Genomic DNA, 14,103 nt, shown 5'->3' with positions numbered 1-14,103 from the left:
CGGCCCGCCGGTCACGGGGTGCTCGGCGCCTCCTCCGTGGTGGGCGCCTCGTCGGCCGGCGTCGCATCCGTGTCCTCGGTGGGCGTGTCCGCGGTGGGCGTGTCCGCGGTGGGCGTGTCCTGGGTGGACGTCTCCTGGGTGGGCGTCTGCTGGGTGGGCGCGTCCTCGCCGGCCGTGTCCTGGGCGGGCGTCTGCTGGGTGGGCGCGTCCTCGCCGGCCGTGTCCTGGGCGGGCGTGTCCTGGGCGGGCGTGTCCTGGGCGGGCGTCTCGTCGACCGGCCCGTCCCCGGCCGGACCGTCGTCCGCCGGGGGATCGGCCGGCTGCTCCCCGCTGTCCCGTCGCGGCGGGTCGCCACCCGAGGTGCCACCCGTCCCGGGCCCGGGGTCGGGCGCCGATGACCCGCCGGACCCGCCGGACCCGCCGGACCTGCCGGCCGGCGCCGGGCCGTCACCGGTCGGGCTGCCGCCGGTCGGGTCGTCGCCGGGCGGCCCGGCGTCGGGCGGATCCGCGACCGACGGCCCGGCCGACGTGGTGCCGGTGCCCGGCGGGGGTGGTGCCGGCTGCATGCCGAGGACCCGGGCCCGCTCCGCCAGGGCCGGGTCGGCCACCCGGTCGACGTCACCGGCCGTGCCCACGGGCCGCGTGGCCACCGCGCCGGTCGCGTCGTCGACGAGGACGAAGGCGGGCACGGGCGCCGGGCTGCTCTCGACGACCACGACGGTGTCCGGCGCGAAGCCGGGCCACGGGTCGCCCTGGTACTCGGGGGAGGAGCGCGGAGCGGGTGGCCCGAGCGGGTTGCCGCACACGCAGCGGACCTGCGGGACACCCGCGTCGTCGACCAGCACGGCGGTCCCGGCCTGCAGCACCGACTGGAACGGGGTCGCCCGTCCGTCGGCGACGCCGTGGTTGGTGACGGCGGTGTCGAAGCGCAGCACGACCGGCGTCAGCGTGGCGAGGTAGTCGTCGATCCCCTCCGTCGGGACGTCCTCCACGCCGGCCCACGCGGCACCGCGGTCGGGGTGCTCGGCGAGGAACGCGGCCATGCCCGCGGCGTCGCAGACCTCCTCCCCGCCGCCGCCGTACAGACCGGGCAGGTCCCCCGTCACCGCGCCGCCGGGCGCCGCGGCCGGCGTGCCCGCGCCGGGTCCGGGGTCGTCGGTCCCGGCGGACGGGGCCTGCGCGCCGGACGGGGGAGCCGTGCCGCCGGAGGACGGGTCGTCCGTGCCGGCCGTGGTCCCCGCGCTGCCCTGCGCCGGGTCGTCCGTGCCCGACGCGGCGGCGGGCGTCCCCGGCGGCGACTGCCCGGGCGTCGGGACGAAGGGGTCCCGGCCGGGGTCGTCGACCGACTCCACGGCGACCGGGGTGGGCGCCCGCGTATCGGAGGCGTCGGAGGTCAGCTGGGTCGCGGCCACCCCACCCGCCCCGGCCAGCGCGAGCGCCCCGGCCAGCAGGGCCGCCGCCAGGCCGCGGCGGCGTCCCGGCCGCGGCCCCGGCCGGGCCGCCGCCGCGGAGCGGTGCCGCCCGCGGTCGGCTCCCGGGGCGGACCTGCCGCGGACGGTCCCCGCCGGGACGGGGGTCGCGGCCGGCTTGCGGAGGGGAACGGTGGCCGGCGCCGGCGCGATCGCCGTCCGGGCGGCCCGCGCCAGGTCCCCGGCGCTCGGGGGGCGCCGGTCGGGGTCCTCGGCCGTGCCCCGGGCGACGACCGCCGCCAGCGCCGGCGGCACCGGCCCGGCACTCCCGGGCGGGGCGCCGGTGAGCAGCTCGCGCAGGAGGCAGGCCAGCGAGTACACGTCGGCCCGGGAGTCCGCGGGCCGCCCGGACAGCCGCTCGGGCGCGACGTACCCCGGGGACCCGTCGCCGCCGGTGCCGAAGCCGACCAGGTGGCAGTGCGGGCGGGCGCTGTGCCCGGACAGCAGCACGGTCCCCGGCCGGACGTCGCCGTGTACCAGCCGGTGCGCGTGCGCGGCGTCGAGGGCGGCCGCCACCTGGCCGACGACGTCGACGGCCCGGTCGGCCGGCAGGGGACCCTCGGCGGCGAGCACCGCCGCCAGGTCCCGCCCGTCGACGAGCTCGGTGTCCACGAACAGCCGGCCGTCGAACTCGCCGACCTCGTGCACGGGGACGACGTGCGGCTCGTCGAGCCGCGCGGCCAGGCGCCAGTCGCGGAGGAAGCGGGCGCGGAACCGCGGGTCGGCGCTGGGCCCGGGCGCCACGATCCGGAGCGCGACGGTCCGGTGGCGGTGGGTGTCCCAGGCACGGTGGACCTCGCCCGTGCGGCCGCGGCCCAGGAGCTCGTCGAGCTCGTAGGGGCCGAAGGTCTGGAGGGACAGGAGCATCTCCCGACGGAGCCGGAGCTGACGGGTGTCTGCGTCAGCTCCTCCCGAGTGTTCGTGCCGATCGGCAGGTCCGCCCGGGCGGCGGGGCGACGCGCGGGCCCGCACTCCGATCGGTCGCGACCGGATCGCGCACGGTGGTCGCGCGGCGGGCACCGGCGGTCGCCCGCAGCATGGGGCCATGACGGATGCAGCCGGCCGCGTCGCGGTCGTCACCGGGTCGGAGTCGGGCATCGGGAGGGCCGTCGCGGTCGCGCTCGCCGAGCAGGGGTGCGACGTCGGCATCACCTGGTACCGGGACGAGGCGGCCGCGCAGGGGACGGCCGAGGAGGTGCGCTCGCGCGGCCGGCGCGCGGAGGTCCGCCCGGTCGACCTCACCGCGCTGCCGAGGGCCGCGGCGGTGGTCGACGAGCTGGCCGACGCGCTCGGCGGCATCGACGTCCTGGTCAACGACGCCGGCACCGGTCACGCGACGTCGGTCCTCGACACCGACTACGAGACCTGGCGCGAGGTCCTGGCCACCGACCTCGACGCGGCGTTCCTGTGCCTGCAGCGGGCGGCGAGGCGGATGGTGGCGGCCGGCCGCGGCGGGCGGATCGTGAACATCACCAGCGTCCACGAGCACCAGCCGCGCGTCGGCGCGGCGGCGTACTGCGCGGCCAAGGGCGGCCTGGGCCTGCTCACCCGGGTCGCGGCCATCGAGCTGGCCGAGCACGGCATCACGGTCAACGCCGTCGCACCGGGGGAGATCGCCACGCCGATGACCGGCCAGGAGGACGAGGACCCGACCGCGCCCGGCCACGAGCGGCCCGGCGTCCCGGTCGGCCGCCCGGGGGACGCGCACGAGGTCGCGGCCGTCGTCGCCTTCCTCGCCTCGCCGCAGGCGTCCTACGTGACCGGGTCCTCCTACGCCGTCGACGGGGGCATGCTGCAGATGGGCCCGATGGCCGGCTCGCACCTCACCTCCGGCGACTGGCGCCGGCCGTGACGCTCAGCCGGTGAGCTCGGTGGGGACGGCGATGACGTCGACCATCGCGCCACGCCGGTACACCGTCACCGGCAGCGGCCGCCCCACGGCCTCCCCGAACAGCAGCCGCTGCAGGCTCTGCGCCTCCGCGACGGGCGCACGGCCGGCCTCGAGCACGAGGTCGCCGGCGCGCAGCCCGGCCCGGTCGGCCGGTGAGCCGGCCACCACGTCGACCACGCGCAGCCCGCGGCGCCGCCCGGTGCGCTCGGCCAGCGCCGCCGGGAGCGGTGCCGGGCTGCTGACCAGGCCCAGGTAGGCCCGGCGCACCCGGCCGTCGCGCACCAGCGTCGCCATGATCCGCCGCGTGGTGTCGTTGACCGGCACGGCGAGCCCGAGGCCCCACCCGGCCACGGCGGTGTTGATGCCGACCACCCGGCTCGCGGAGTCGGCGAGCGCGCCCCCCGAGTTGCCCGGGTTGAGCGCGGCGTCGGTCTGGATGACGTCCTCGACGACGCGCGCCGTCCGCCCGTCCCGGGTCGGCAGCGACCGGCCCAGGCCGCTGACCACGCCGGCGGTGACCGACCCGGCCAGCCCCAGCGGGTTGCCGACGGCGACGACGAGCTGCCCGACCCGCAGGTCGGCGGCGTCGCCGAGCACGGCCGGCTCCGGGGCGCCGCCGGCCGCCCGGACGACGGCGAGGTCGGACAGCGGATCGGTGCCCACGACCTCGACCGGCGTCTCGGTGCCGTCACTGAAGACCGCGCGCCCGGAGCGCGCCCGGCCGACGACGTGGGCGTTGGTGAGCAGCAGCCCGTCGCCGGGGACGACCACCGCCGATCCCGCGCCGGGTCGGCCGTCGGGCGCGGTGACCTGCAGGGCCGCGACGTGCGGGGTGAGGTCGGCGGCCACCGCGGTGACCACCCGGGAGTAGGCGTCCAGCGCCGCGTCGGTGTCCGGTCGGGTCACGACGCACCTCCTCGATTACATCGTTGCACCGACCAGTGGACCCCTCGCCCGCCGGAGCCGCCACCCCCTGCGCTACGCCCACAGCGATCGCAGCGGCCGAGGTGTGCCACGCGCACCGTCGTGCTCTGCCCACACCCGTGGGCAGAGCACGAGGACGCGCGGGACCCCTCCGGCGCGCCTTCTTCGAGCTCTGCCCACTCCTGTGGGCAGAGCCGACGGTGCCGGTGAGCAGGTGCGGGAGGGCGCCGGCGGCCGTAGCGTCGGGCTCCCCGGCGACCGGGACGGGCACCGAGGAGGGGCGTGCGCACCGACGGCGAGGACCCCGAGAGCGGCAGGGACGGCGGCTCCGTCGGCCGCACCGTGGGCGTCGAGGAGGAGTTCCACCTCGTCGACCCCGGCACCTTCGAGCTGACGCCAGGGCCGCGGGCGTCGGCCGCGGCGCTGGCCGGCGAGGCCGGTCCGCACGTGCACCCGGAGATCGCGACCACGCAGCTGGAGACCGCCACCGGCGTCTGCACCTCGCTCGGGCAGCTGCGGGCCGAGCTCGTCGCCGCCCGCGCCGAGGCGGCCGTCTCCGCGGCGCGCGACGGGCTGGTGCTGCTGCCCGCCTCCACCCACCCGTGGGGCTCCTGGCGCACGATGCCCGTCACGCCGGGGGACCGCTACGAGGCGATGGTGAAGCGCTGGGCCGGTCTCGCGCGGCAGCAGGACATCACCGGCTGCCACGTGCACGTCGGCGTCCCCGACCTCGACACCGCCGTCGCCGTCCTCGACCGCACCCGCCCCTACATCCCGGTGCTGCTGGCGATGACCGTCAGCTCCCCGTTCCACGACGGCGTCGACACCGGCTACGAGTCGTGGCGGACGCTGTGGTGGACCCGGTTCCCGCACGCCGGCGCGCCCGAGCCGCTCGGCGACGCCGGCGGCTACCGCCGGGTGCTGGCCGCGCTGGTCGCCTCGGGCGTGGTCGAGGACGGCTCGCACCTCTACTGGGACGTGCGCCCCTCGGCCCGCCTGCCCACGCTGGAGTTCCGGCTCGCCGACGTCTGCACCACCCTCGACGACGCCGTCCTGCACGCCGCACTCGTGCGCTCGCTGGTGCGGGTGCTCGCCGGCCGGGCGCAGCGGGGCGAACCGGTGCCCGAGCTGCGCCCCGAGGTGCTGCGGGCGGCGCGCTGGCGGGCCGCCCGCTCGGGTCTGTCCGGGCCGTTGTTCGACCCGCTGCGCTGCGAGCTGGTCGACCCGCGCGAGGCCGTCGGCGGGCTGCTCGCCGAGCTGGAGCCGGACCTGGCCGACGCCGGCGAGTGGGACGAGGTCACCGCGCGGGTGCAGGACCTCCTCGGCCGGGGTACCTCGGCGGCGCGGCAGCGGAGCACCTGGCTGCGCACGGGCGACCGCCGGGCGGTCGCCGAGCAGGTCGTCCGCGAGGGAGCGGCCGGGAGGGCCTGATGGACGGCGAGGGGATCACAGGGCTCGCGCTCCCGCTGCGCGACGAGGCCGACCTCGACCCGCTGCTCGAGCGGATCGGGGACGCGCGGGTGGTGGCGGTCGGCGAGGCCAGCCACGGCACGCACGAGTACTACGCCTGGCGGGCGGCACTGACCCGCCGGCTGGTCACCGAACACGGCTTCGGGCTGGTCGCCGTCGAGGGGGATTGGCCCGACTGCGCCCGGGTCGACCGCAGCGTGCGGCTGCGCCCCGGCGGCGACGAGGACCCCCGGACGACGCTGGACGCGATCGCCCGCTGGCCGACGTGGATGTGGGCCAACGACGACGTCGTCGACTTCTGCCGCTGGCTGCGCGACCACAACGCCGGCCGCCCTGCGGGTGACCGCGTCCGCTTCGCCGGCCTCGACGTGTACAGCCTCTGGGACTCGATGCACGAGCTGCTGGCCTGGGTCCAGGCGCACGAGCCCGGCCACGTCGAGGCCGCGCGGCGGGCGCTGCAATGCTTCGAGCCCTTCGGGGAGGACGGCGCCGAGTACGCCTTCGCCAGCCGGTTCGCGCCCTCCACCTGCGAGGAGACCGTCGTCGACCTGCTGCGCCGGCTGTGCGAGGAGCGCGGCTCGGCGAGCGGCGGGGACGGCGCCGACGACGCCGACGACGCCCGGTTCGCCGCGGAACAGAACGCCGCCGTCGTCGCCGGGGCCGAGCGCTACTACCGCGCGATGGTGCGGGGCTCGGCGGAGTCGTGGAACGTCCGCGACGTGCACATGGCCGACACCCTCGACCGGCTGCTGGCGCACACCGGCGTGCGGGCCGTCGTCTGGGAGCACAACACGCACGTCGGGGACGCGCGGGCCACCGACATGGCCGACGCCGGGATGACCACCGTCGGACAGCTGCTGCGCGAGCGGCTCGGAGCCGACGACGTCGTCCTGGTCGGCTTCGGCGGGCACCGCGGCGGCGTGGTCGCCGGCCGCGAGTGGGGTGCCCAGATGGAGCGGATGACCGTGCCGCCGGCGCGGGAGGGGAGCCTGGAGGACCTGCTGCACCGGGAGCTCGGCCGCGACGCGCTGGTGGTCGTCCCGCGGGGCGAGCGCCCGGCCTGGCTGGGCCGCCGGCTCGGGCACCGCGCGATCGGCGTCGTCTACCGGCCCGAGCGCGAGCGCTGGGGCAACTACGTGCCCACCGTCCTCGGCGAGCGCTACGACGCCTTCCTGTACCTGGAGGAGACCCGCCCGCTGCGGCCGCTGCACCTCGAGCGGGCCGACGAGCACGTGCCGCCGATGGCCCACGTCGAATGACCCGAGCCGCCCGCGAGGGCCGCCTCGACGCCCGCCCCGGCCCGGACCCTGCGGGACCCCCGCTGCCGCCCGGCACCTCCGCGCTCGACCTCGGTGGCCGGGGTGAGGCGCTGGTCGCGGTGCCCGACGGGCCGCCCGGGCCCCGGCCGCTGCTGGTCTTCTGCCACGGCGCGGGCGGCACCGCCGAGCAGGGCCTGGCCGCGGTGGGGGCCGTCGCCGCCGCGCGCGGGGTCGCCGTGCTCGCCACCACCTCGGCCGCGACCACCTGGGACCTGCTCGCCGGCGGGCTCGGCCGCGACGTCGCCGTCCTGGACGCCGCGCTGGAGCGGGCCGCCGCCGGGATGGCCGTGTCGCGACTGGCGCTGGGCGGGTTCTCCGACGGCGGGTCCTACGCGCTCTCGCTCGGCCTGGCCAACGGCGGCCTGTTCGAGGCGCTGCTGGCCTTCTCACCCGGCTTCGTCGCCCCGCCCGGACGCGACGGGCGCCCGCGGGTCTGGATCTCCCACGGCATCCACGACCGCGTCCTGCCGGTGGAGCGCTGCGGCCGGCGGGTCGCCCGTGACCTGGCCGCGGCCGGCTACGACGTCGTCTACGACGAGTTCGACGGCGGCCACGTGGTGACCCCCGACCTGGTCACCGCCGCCCTCGACGCCTGGCTGTCGTGAGGTGCGGGGGGCCGGGGTCCTCCCTCAGGCCGTGCGGCGGCCGACCAGGTCCTGCTGCTGGTCGGCGTTGACCGTGTCGGGCCGGTGCGGGTGGTCCTTGGGGCCGCCGGTCTTCGACGTCGCGAAGCCGTCGCCGAGCTTCTCCAGCGCCAGCCGGCCGTAGACCTGCTGCTGGGTGGCCACCCGCTGGGAGCGGCCGCGGCCGAGGAAGCTGACCATCCAGTGCAGCACCGTCGTGATCCGGCTCTTGAAGCCGATGATGTAGAAGAGGTGCACGACCAGCCACAGCACCCAGGCGATGAAGCCCTCGAACTTCAGCTTCTTGATGTCGGCGACGGCGGAGAACCGCGAGATGGTCGCCATGTTGCCCTTGTCGCGGTAGCGGAACGGGCCCCGGGGCTGCTTGCCGGCGAGCCGCCGCTGGATCTGGTCGGCCGCGTAGCGCCCGCCCTGGATGGCCACCTGGGCGACGCCGGGGTACTTGTCCGGGTGGTTGGCCATGTCACCGACGACGTGGATCTCCGGGTGGCCGGGCAGCGTCAGGTCCGACTGCACCGCGACGCGCCCGGCCCGGTCGACCTCCGCGGCGGTCCGCTCGCCCAGCAGCCGGCCCAGCGGCGAGGCCTGCACGCCGGCGGCCCACACCTTGGTGGCCGCGGAGATGCGGCGGGCCTGCCCGTCGGCGTCCTTGACGGTGAGGCCGTCGGCGTCCAGGTCGGTGACCAGCGCGCTCAGCTGCACCTCCACGCCGATCTCGTTGAGGTGGCGGCGGGCCTTCTCGCCCAGCTTCGGCCCGAACGGCGGCAGCACCTGCGGCGCGCCGTCGAGCAGGATGATGCGGGCGCGCTCCGGGTCGATGTTCCGGAAGTCGCGGCGCAGCGTGCGGTGCGCCAGCTCGGCGATCTGCCCGGCCATCTCCACCCCGGTGGGGCCGGCGCCGACGACGACGAAGGTCATCAGCCGGTCGACCTCGGCCGGGTCGGTGGCCAGCTCGGCCAGCTCGAAGGCGCCGAAGATGCGGCCGCGCAGCTCGAGGGCGTCGTCGATGCTCTTCATGCCGGGGGCGAACTCGGCGAACCGGTCGTTGCCGAAGTAGGACTGCCCGGCACCGGCGGCGACGATCAGCTCGTCGTAGGGGTGCACGGTGGTGCGGCCGAGCACCGTGGAGGTGACGGTGCGCGCGTCGACGTCGACGTCGACGACCTCGCCCAGCACGACCCGGGCGTTGGCCTGGTGGCGCAGCACCTCGCGGGTGGCCGGGGCGATCTCGCCCTCGGAGAGGATGCCGGTGGCCACCTGGTAGAGCAGCGGCTGGAACAGGTGGTGGCTGGTCTTGCCGATCACGGTGACGTCGACGTCGGCGCGGCGGAGCGCCTTGGCGGCGAACAGGCCGCCGAACCCGGAGCCGACGACCACCACCCGCGGCCGGCCGGTCGCGGAGCTGGCGGCGGCGGTGGGCGCAGGTGATGTCGTCATGACGACTGATCCTTCCCTGTCGGTGGGTCCGGTGTCCGGCGGCCGGCCCGGGCGGGCGGTGATCCCCGTCACGACCGGTACCCGGCCCTGGTCGCGGCTCACGCCGTCGACCGGTACAACGAGGCCGGTGTCCGCCGTCATCCCGCGGCTGGTGCTCGTCCCGGGCCTGGGGCTCGACGGACGCTCGTCGGAGCGACTGCGCCGGCGGGTGCCCGCCGACGTCGTCCTCCTACCCGGGATGGGCCGCGCTGCACCCGTTCCGTCGCTGGACGTCCTGGCCGCCCGGCTGCGCGAGCGCCTGGGCGCCGGGCCGGTCGTGCTGGCCGGTCACTCGCAGAGCTGCCAGGTCGTCGCCGCGGCCGCCGTCGACCCGCGGGTGACCGCTGTGGTCCTGCTCGGTCCGACGACCGACCCGCGGCTGCGCGCGCTGCCCCGGCTGGCCGCCTGGTGGCTGCGGACGGCGCTCCGCGAGCCGTGGTGGCAGCTGCCGCTGGTCCTGGCGCAGTGGCTGTCGACCGGTCCGCGGGCGATGCGGGCGCTGTGGCGGGTCGCCGCGCCCGACCGCACCGACGCCCGGCTGCGCGCCGTCGGCGTGCCGGTGACCGTCGTCCGCGGCACCCGCGACCGGCTGTGCCGCGCCGACTGGGCCCGTCAGGTGGCCGCTGCCGCGCCGCGGGGTCGGGTCGTCGAGCTGCCCGGCGCGGCCCACATGACGGTGCAGACCCACCCGGACGACGTCGCCGCCGTCCTGCGGGCCGCCCTCGCCGCGGCGACGGTCGCGGGGGAGGAGGGAGGTGCCTCCGGCGTGTCACCATGACCGCATGGCCTCCACCTCCGCCTCGGCCGGCGCGCTGCTGCACCACGTGCGCACCGGCCGCGCCCGGAGCCGGGCCGAGCTGGTCGCCCTGACCGGGGCCGCCCGCAACACCGTCAGCGCGCGGGTCGACCAGCTCATCGCCGCCGGGCTGCTCGAGGAGGGCGGCCGGGGCTGGAGCACCGGGGGGCGCCCGCCGACGCTGCTGCGCTTCAACAGCCGGGCCGGCTGTGTGCTCGCCGTCGACCTGGGGGTCACCAGCGTCGACGTCGCGGTCACCGACCTGTCCGCCCAGATCCTGGCCACGGTCGGGCACCCGATCGACATCGCCGAGGGCCCGGGCCCCGTCCTCGCCGAGGTCGACCGGCTGGCGCAGCGGGTGCTCGCCGAGGCCGGCCTCACCCCCGCCGACGTCTGCGCCGTCGGGGTGGGGGTGCCGGGCCCGGTGGAGTTCTCGACCGGACGGCCCTCGCACCCGCCGATCATGCCGGGCTGGCACGACCACCCGATCCCCAGCGCCTTCGGCCGCTACGGCTGCCCCGTCTTCGTCGACAACGACGTGAACGTCATGGCCCTGGGCGAGATGGGGGTCGCCGGCTCAGCACAGGACGTCCTCGTGGTCAAGGTGGGCACCGGCATCGGCTGCGGGATCATCGTCGACGGCGAGGTGTACCGGGGCGCGCAGGGCAGTGCCGGGGACATCGGGCACATCCACGTGCCGACGCCGGACGGCCGCACCGTGCTGTGCCGCTGCGGCAACGAGAACTGCCTGGAGGCGCTGGCCGGCGGCGGGGCGCTGCTGCGCGACGCCGTCGCGGCGGGGCTGCCGGTTACCACCGCCCGCGAGGTCGTCGAGCTGGCCGCGCAGGGCGACGGCCCGGCCCTCGAGCTGGTCCGCCGGGCCGGGCGCACCATCGGGACGGTCCTCGCCGCGCTGGTCAACTTCTTCAACCCGCACCGGATCGTGATGACCGGCGGCGTCGCCCAGGCCGGTGCGCCGCTGCTGGCCGGCATCCGCGAGGCGGTCTACGGCCGGTCGATGCCGCTGGCCGCCCGTGCGCTGGAGATCACCGTCAGCGACGCCCCGGACCTCTCCGGCCGGGTGGGCGCCGCGCTCATGGCCATCGAGGGCTACCTCGACGAGGACTCGGTCCACCAGGCGCTCGCCCGCTAGGCCCCCGCACCCCGCACCCCGCACCCCGGCGCCTGGGCGCCACCCGCCGCCCGGCGGGGCGCGCCGGATCTCGGTTCGGTGACGTCGGGCGCACTCCCTTGACCGCGTGTGACTCCGTTCATATGGTCACCGCTGCACAGACTAATGGTCAGCGTTGAGCAGAAGTCGGAGGTGAGGCCATGCGCCCGGCGGACCCGCCGCTCCTGGAGATGCACGGCATCGTCAAGACCTTCCCGGGCGTGCGCGCGCTGGGCGGCGTGGACCTCGACGTCCGCGCGGGAGAGGTGCACTGCCTCCTCGGCCAGAACGGCGCCGGCAAGTCGACGCTGATCAAGGTCCTCGCCGGCGCACACCAACCCGACGAGGGCACCATCCACTGGCGCGGCGAGCAGGTGCGGCTGTCGACCCCGCAGGCGTCCCTGGCCCTGGGGATCGCGACGATCTACCAGGAGCTCGACCTGGTCGCCGGACTCACCGTCGCCGACAACGTCCTCCTCGGCCGCGAGCAGGCCTCGTTCGGGTTCGTGCGGCCCCGGGAGACCAACCGGCGCGCCGCGGAGCTGCTCACCCGGCTCGGCCACCCCGAGATCCGGCCCGGCGCCGAGGTCGGCTCGCTGCCGGCCGCGTCGCAGCAGATGGTCAGCATCGCGCGGGCGCTCTCGCAGGACGCGCGCCTGATCATCATGGACGAGCCCTCCGCCGTCCTCGACAACGAGGAGGTCGAGCGGCTCTTCGCGGTCATCCGCGAGCTCACCGCCGACGGCGTCGCCGTCGTCTACATCTCCCACCGGCTCGAGGAGATCCGCCGGATCGGCGACCGGATCACCGTCCTCAAGGACGGCCGCACCGTCGCCACCGGCCTGCCGGCCCGCGAGACGCCGACCCGCGAGGTCATCACCCTGATGACCGGCCGGGACATCGAGTACGTCTTCCCCGAGCGCGGGCAGCGCCCCGCGGCCGGTGCCGAGCCGGTGCTCGAGGTCGAGGACCTCGCCCTGCGCGGCTCCTTCTCCGGCGTCTCGTTCGCCGTGCGCCCGGGGGAGATCGTCGGCCTCGCCGGGCTGGTCGGCTCGGGCCGCTCGGAGATCCTCGAGACCGTCTACGGCGCCCGCCGCGCCACCGGCGGCACCGTCCGCGTCCACGGCCGCCGGCTGCGGGCCGGCGACGTCGGCGCCGCGGTGGCGGCCGGCGTCGGGCTGGCGCCCGAGGAGCGCAAGAGCCAGGCCCTGCTGCTGGGCGAGTCCGTCGCCCGCAACATCAGCATCTCCAGCCTGGCCCGCTTCGCCCGGGCGGGGCTGCTGTCCGGCGCCGCGGAACGACAGGCCGCGCGCGAGCAGGTCACCGCGCTGGAGGTCCGCCCGGCGGACGTCACCCGCGAGGTGCGCACGCTGTCGGGCGGCAACCAGCAGAAGGTCGTACTGGCCCGCTGGCTGCTGCGCGAGTGCCGGGTGCTGCTGCTGGACGAGCCGACCCGCGGCGTCGACGTGGGGGCGCGCTCGGAGATCTACGCGCTGGTGCGCGACCTCGCCGACCGTGGCGTCGCGGTGGTCGTGGTCTCCAGCGAGATCCCGGAGGTGCTCGGTCTGGCCGACCGGGTCCTCGTCGTCGCGGAGGGCCGCGTGCTGGCCGAGGAGCCGGCCACGGCCCTCGACGAGCACCGCGTGCTCGACCTGGTCATGGAGGGGACGTCGACGCACGGCGTCCCGGTGCACGAAGGGGACGTCGCATGAGTGGGCAGGGCACGAGTGAGGGCAGCACCGCGGTGGCCGCGGGGGCGCCGGAGACCGACGCCGGGCGGCGTGGGTCGTCCGGCGGGGGCTTCCTCGGCGGGCCGGTCGGCCGCAACCTCGGCCTCGTCGTCGCACTGGTCATCCTGTGCGTCGTCGGCGTCGCCACGGCCGGGGACCGGTTCGCCAGCGTCGACAACGTCCTGACCATCCTGCGGCTGGCCTCGGTGATCGGCGTGGTCAGCGTCGGGATGACCTTCGTGATCATCGGCGGAGGCATCGACCTGTCGGTCGGCGCGCTGGTGGCGCTGGCCTCGGTGTGGGCCACCACGCTGGCCACCCAGCAGATGGCCGAGGACGTCCACTGGATCGTCATGGTCTTCACCGCGGTCGTCGTCGGCGCGGTCGCGGGGCTGGTCAACGGCGTGGTCATCGCCTACGGGAGACTCGCCGCGTTCATCGCGACCCTGGCGATGCTCGCCGCGGCGCGCGGCCTGGCCGAGATCATCGCCAACCGGCGCACGCAGATCGTCAAGGACCAGGACTTCCTGTCCTTCTTCTCCGGCGACGTGCTCGGCATCCCCACCCTGGTGATCATCTTCGCGCTGGTCGCGATCGCCGGGTGGGTGGTCCTCAACCGGACCACGTTCGGCCGGCGCACCTTCGCCGTCGGCGGCAACGCCGAGGCCGCCCGGCTGGCCGGCATCCGCGTGCAGCGGCACACCGTCTGGCTGTACGTGCTGTCCGGCGTCTGCTGCGGCATCGCGGCCGTGATGCTCATGGCCCGCACGACGACCGGCAGCTCGACGCACGGCACCCTCTACGAGCTCGACGCCATCGCCGCGGTGGTCATCGGCGGAACGCTGCTCATCGGCGGCCGCGGCACGATCGTCGGCACCGTCCTCGGCGTCGTCATCTTCACGACGCTCGGCAACGTCTTCACGCTCAACAACCTGTCCAGCTCGGCGCAGGCCGTGGCCCGCGGCGTGATCATCGTGCTCGCCGTCCTGCTCCAGCAGCGCCTGGCCACCGGCGGCTTCGCCTTCCGCCGCCCGACCGCCGGACCGCCGTCCGGTGGCCTCCCCGCGACCGGGTCACCGGCCGGGACCGTCTCCGGTGGCGCCGCCGACGGCGGCCCGGGCGGCGCCCGCCCCGCCGTCACCGGCACGACCCGCTGACCCTCCCGGCGCGCGTCCCCGCGCGCGCCGGGGTGCACCCGCACACCGCACCGCAC

11 protein-coding genes are annotated in these 14,103 nt (G+C 76.8%); 8 read left to right on the top strand and 3 right to left on the bottom strand.

The window, feature by feature from the left end; translation table 11 throughout:
* Positions 1-11: 11 nt before the first annotated feature.
* Positions 12-2,336 (bottom strand): DUF6777 domain-containing protein, encoded by a 2,325-nt coding sequence (locus ACU616_RS01340; RefSeq protein ID WP_446756695.1) that lies wholly within the window; start codon positions 2,334-2,336, stop codon positions 12-14.
* Between the two features lie 178 nt (positions 2,337-2,514).
* On the opposite strand from ACU616_RS01340, the gene ACU616_RS01335 reads away from it, so the two are divergent.
* Complete coding sequence (locus tag ACU616_RS01335; protein WP_446756694.1) at positions 2,515-3,321, top strand: SDR family oxidoreductase; 807 nt, start codon at positions 2,515-2,517, stop codon at positions 3,319-3,321.
* 3 nt (positions 3,322-3,324) lie between these two features.
* Here ACU616_RS01335 and ACU616_RS01330 read toward each other — a convergent pair whose 3' ends face one another.
* A complete protein-coding gene (locus tag ACU616_RS01330; protein WP_446756693.1) occupies positions 3,325-4,266 on the bottom strand; it encodes a S1C family serine protease in 942 nt (313 codons plus the stop codon).
* Between the two features lie 300 nt (positions 4,267-4,566).
* Here ACU616_RS01330 and ACU616_RS01325 point away from each other — a divergent pair, with 300 nt between their 5' ends.
* From ACU616_RS01325 to ACU616_RS01315, 3 genes are read left to right on the top strand one after another with little or no spacing between them, the layout of a single operon-like run.
* Entirely contained in the window at positions 4,567-5,715 is a 1,149-nt protein-coding gene (locus ACU616_RS01325) for a carboxylate-amine ligase (RefSeq protein WP_446756692.1), read from the top strand.
* Positions 5,715-7,013 carry an erythromycin esterase family protein gene (locus tag ACU616_RS01320; protein ID WP_446756691.1) on the top strand — a complete coding sequence of 433 codons (1,299 nt, stop codon included), beginning with the start codon at positions 5,715-5,717 and terminating at the stop codon, positions 7,011-7,013. Before ACU616_RS01325 ends, ACU616_RS01320 begins: the two co-directional genes overlap by 1 nt.
* The gene (locus tag ACU616_RS01315; protein ID WP_446756690.1) at positions 7,010-7,678 is read left to right on the top strand and encodes an alpha/beta hydrolase; all 669 of its coding nucleotides are present in this window, start codon (positions 7,010-7,012) and stop codon (positions 7,676-7,678) included. The genes ACU616_RS01320 and ACU616_RS01315 overlap by 4 nt, the downstream gene beginning before the upstream one ends.
* Before the next feature lie 24 nt (positions 7,679-7,702).
* On the opposite strand, the gene ACU616_RS01310 is transcribed toward ACU616_RS01315, so the two are convergent.
* Complete coding sequence (locus ACU616_RS01310) at positions 7,703-9,154, bottom strand: NAD(P)/FAD-dependent oxidoreductase (protein WP_446756689.1); 1,452 nt, start codon at positions 9,152-9,154, stop codon at positions 7,703-7,705.
* A gap of 127 nt (positions 9,155-9,281) precedes the next feature.
* Here ACU616_RS01310 and ACU616_RS01305 point away from each other — a divergent pair, with 127 nt between their 5' ends.
* The 4 genes from ACU616_RS01305 (at position 9,282) to ACU616_RS01290 (ending at position 14,047) form a co-directional block, all read left to right on the top strand.
* Complete coding sequence (locus tag ACU616_RS01305) at positions 9,282-9,971, top strand: alpha/beta fold hydrolase (RefSeq protein ID WP_446756688.1); 690 nt, start codon at positions 9,282-9,284, stop codon at positions 9,969-9,971.
* A 4-nt stretch (positions 9,972-9,975) separates the two neighbouring features.
* Complete coding sequence (locus tag ACU616_RS01300; protein WP_446756687.1) at positions 9,976-11,142, top strand: ROK family protein; 1,167 nt, start codon at positions 9,976-9,978, stop codon at positions 11,140-11,142.
* A 179-nt stretch (positions 11,143-11,321) separates the two neighbouring features.
* Positions 11,322-12,872 carry a sugar ABC transporter ATP-binding protein gene (locus ACU616_RS01295; protein WP_446756686.1) on the top strand — a complete coding sequence of 517 codons (1,551 nt, stop codon included), beginning with the start codon at positions 11,322-11,324 and terminating at the stop codon, positions 12,870-12,872.
* Positions 12,869-14,047, top strand: coding sequence for an ABC transporter permease (locus ACU616_RS01290; protein ID WP_446756685.1), 1,179 nt, complete (start codon positions 12,869-12,871; stop codon positions 14,045-14,047). The genes ACU616_RS01295 and ACU616_RS01290 overlap by 4 nt, the downstream gene beginning before the upstream one ends.
* The last annotated feature ends 56 nt before the right edge of the window (positions 14,048-14,103 follow it).

The sequence above is a fragment of the Geodermatophilus sp. URMC 62 genome, from assembly GCF_052931475.1.
This window is presented reverse-complemented; position numbering and strand designations above follow the sequence as displayed.

Bases quoted from the DNA above. Each gene is read 5' to 3' on its own strand.
- ACU616_RS01335 (WP_446756694.1), top strand. From the start codon at position 2,515: ATGACGGATGCAGCCGGCCGCGTCGCGGTCGTCACCGGGTCGGAGTCG.
- ACU616_RS01340 (WP_446756695.1), bottom strand. From the start codon at position 2,336: ATGCTCCTGTCCCTCCAGACCTTCGGCCCCTACGAGCTCGACGAGCTC.
- ACU616_RS01315 (WP_446756690.1), top strand. From the start codon at position 7,010: ATGACCCGAGCCGCCCGCGAGGGCCGCCTCGACGCCCGCCCCGGCCCG.
- ACU616_RS01310 (WP_446756689.1), bottom strand. From the start codon at position 9,154: ATGACGACATCACCTGCGCCCACCGCCGCCGCCAGCTCCGCGACCGGC.
- ACU616_RS01295 (WP_446756686.1), top strand. From the start codon at position 11,322: ATGCGCCCGGCGGACCCGCCGCTCCTGGAGATGCACGGCATCGTCAAG.
- ACU616_RS01300 (WP_446756687.1), top strand. From the start codon at position 9,976: ATGGCCTCCACCTCCGCCTCGGCCGGCGCGCTGCTGCACCACGTGCGC.
- ACU616_RS01320 (WP_446756691.1), top strand. From the start codon at position 5,715: ATGGACGGCGAGGGGATCACAGGGCTCGCGCTCCCGCTGCGCGACGAG.
- ACU616_RS01290 (WP_446756685.1), top strand. From the start codon at position 12,869: ATGAGTGGGCAGGGCACGAGTGAGGGCAGCACCGCGGTGGCCGCGGGG.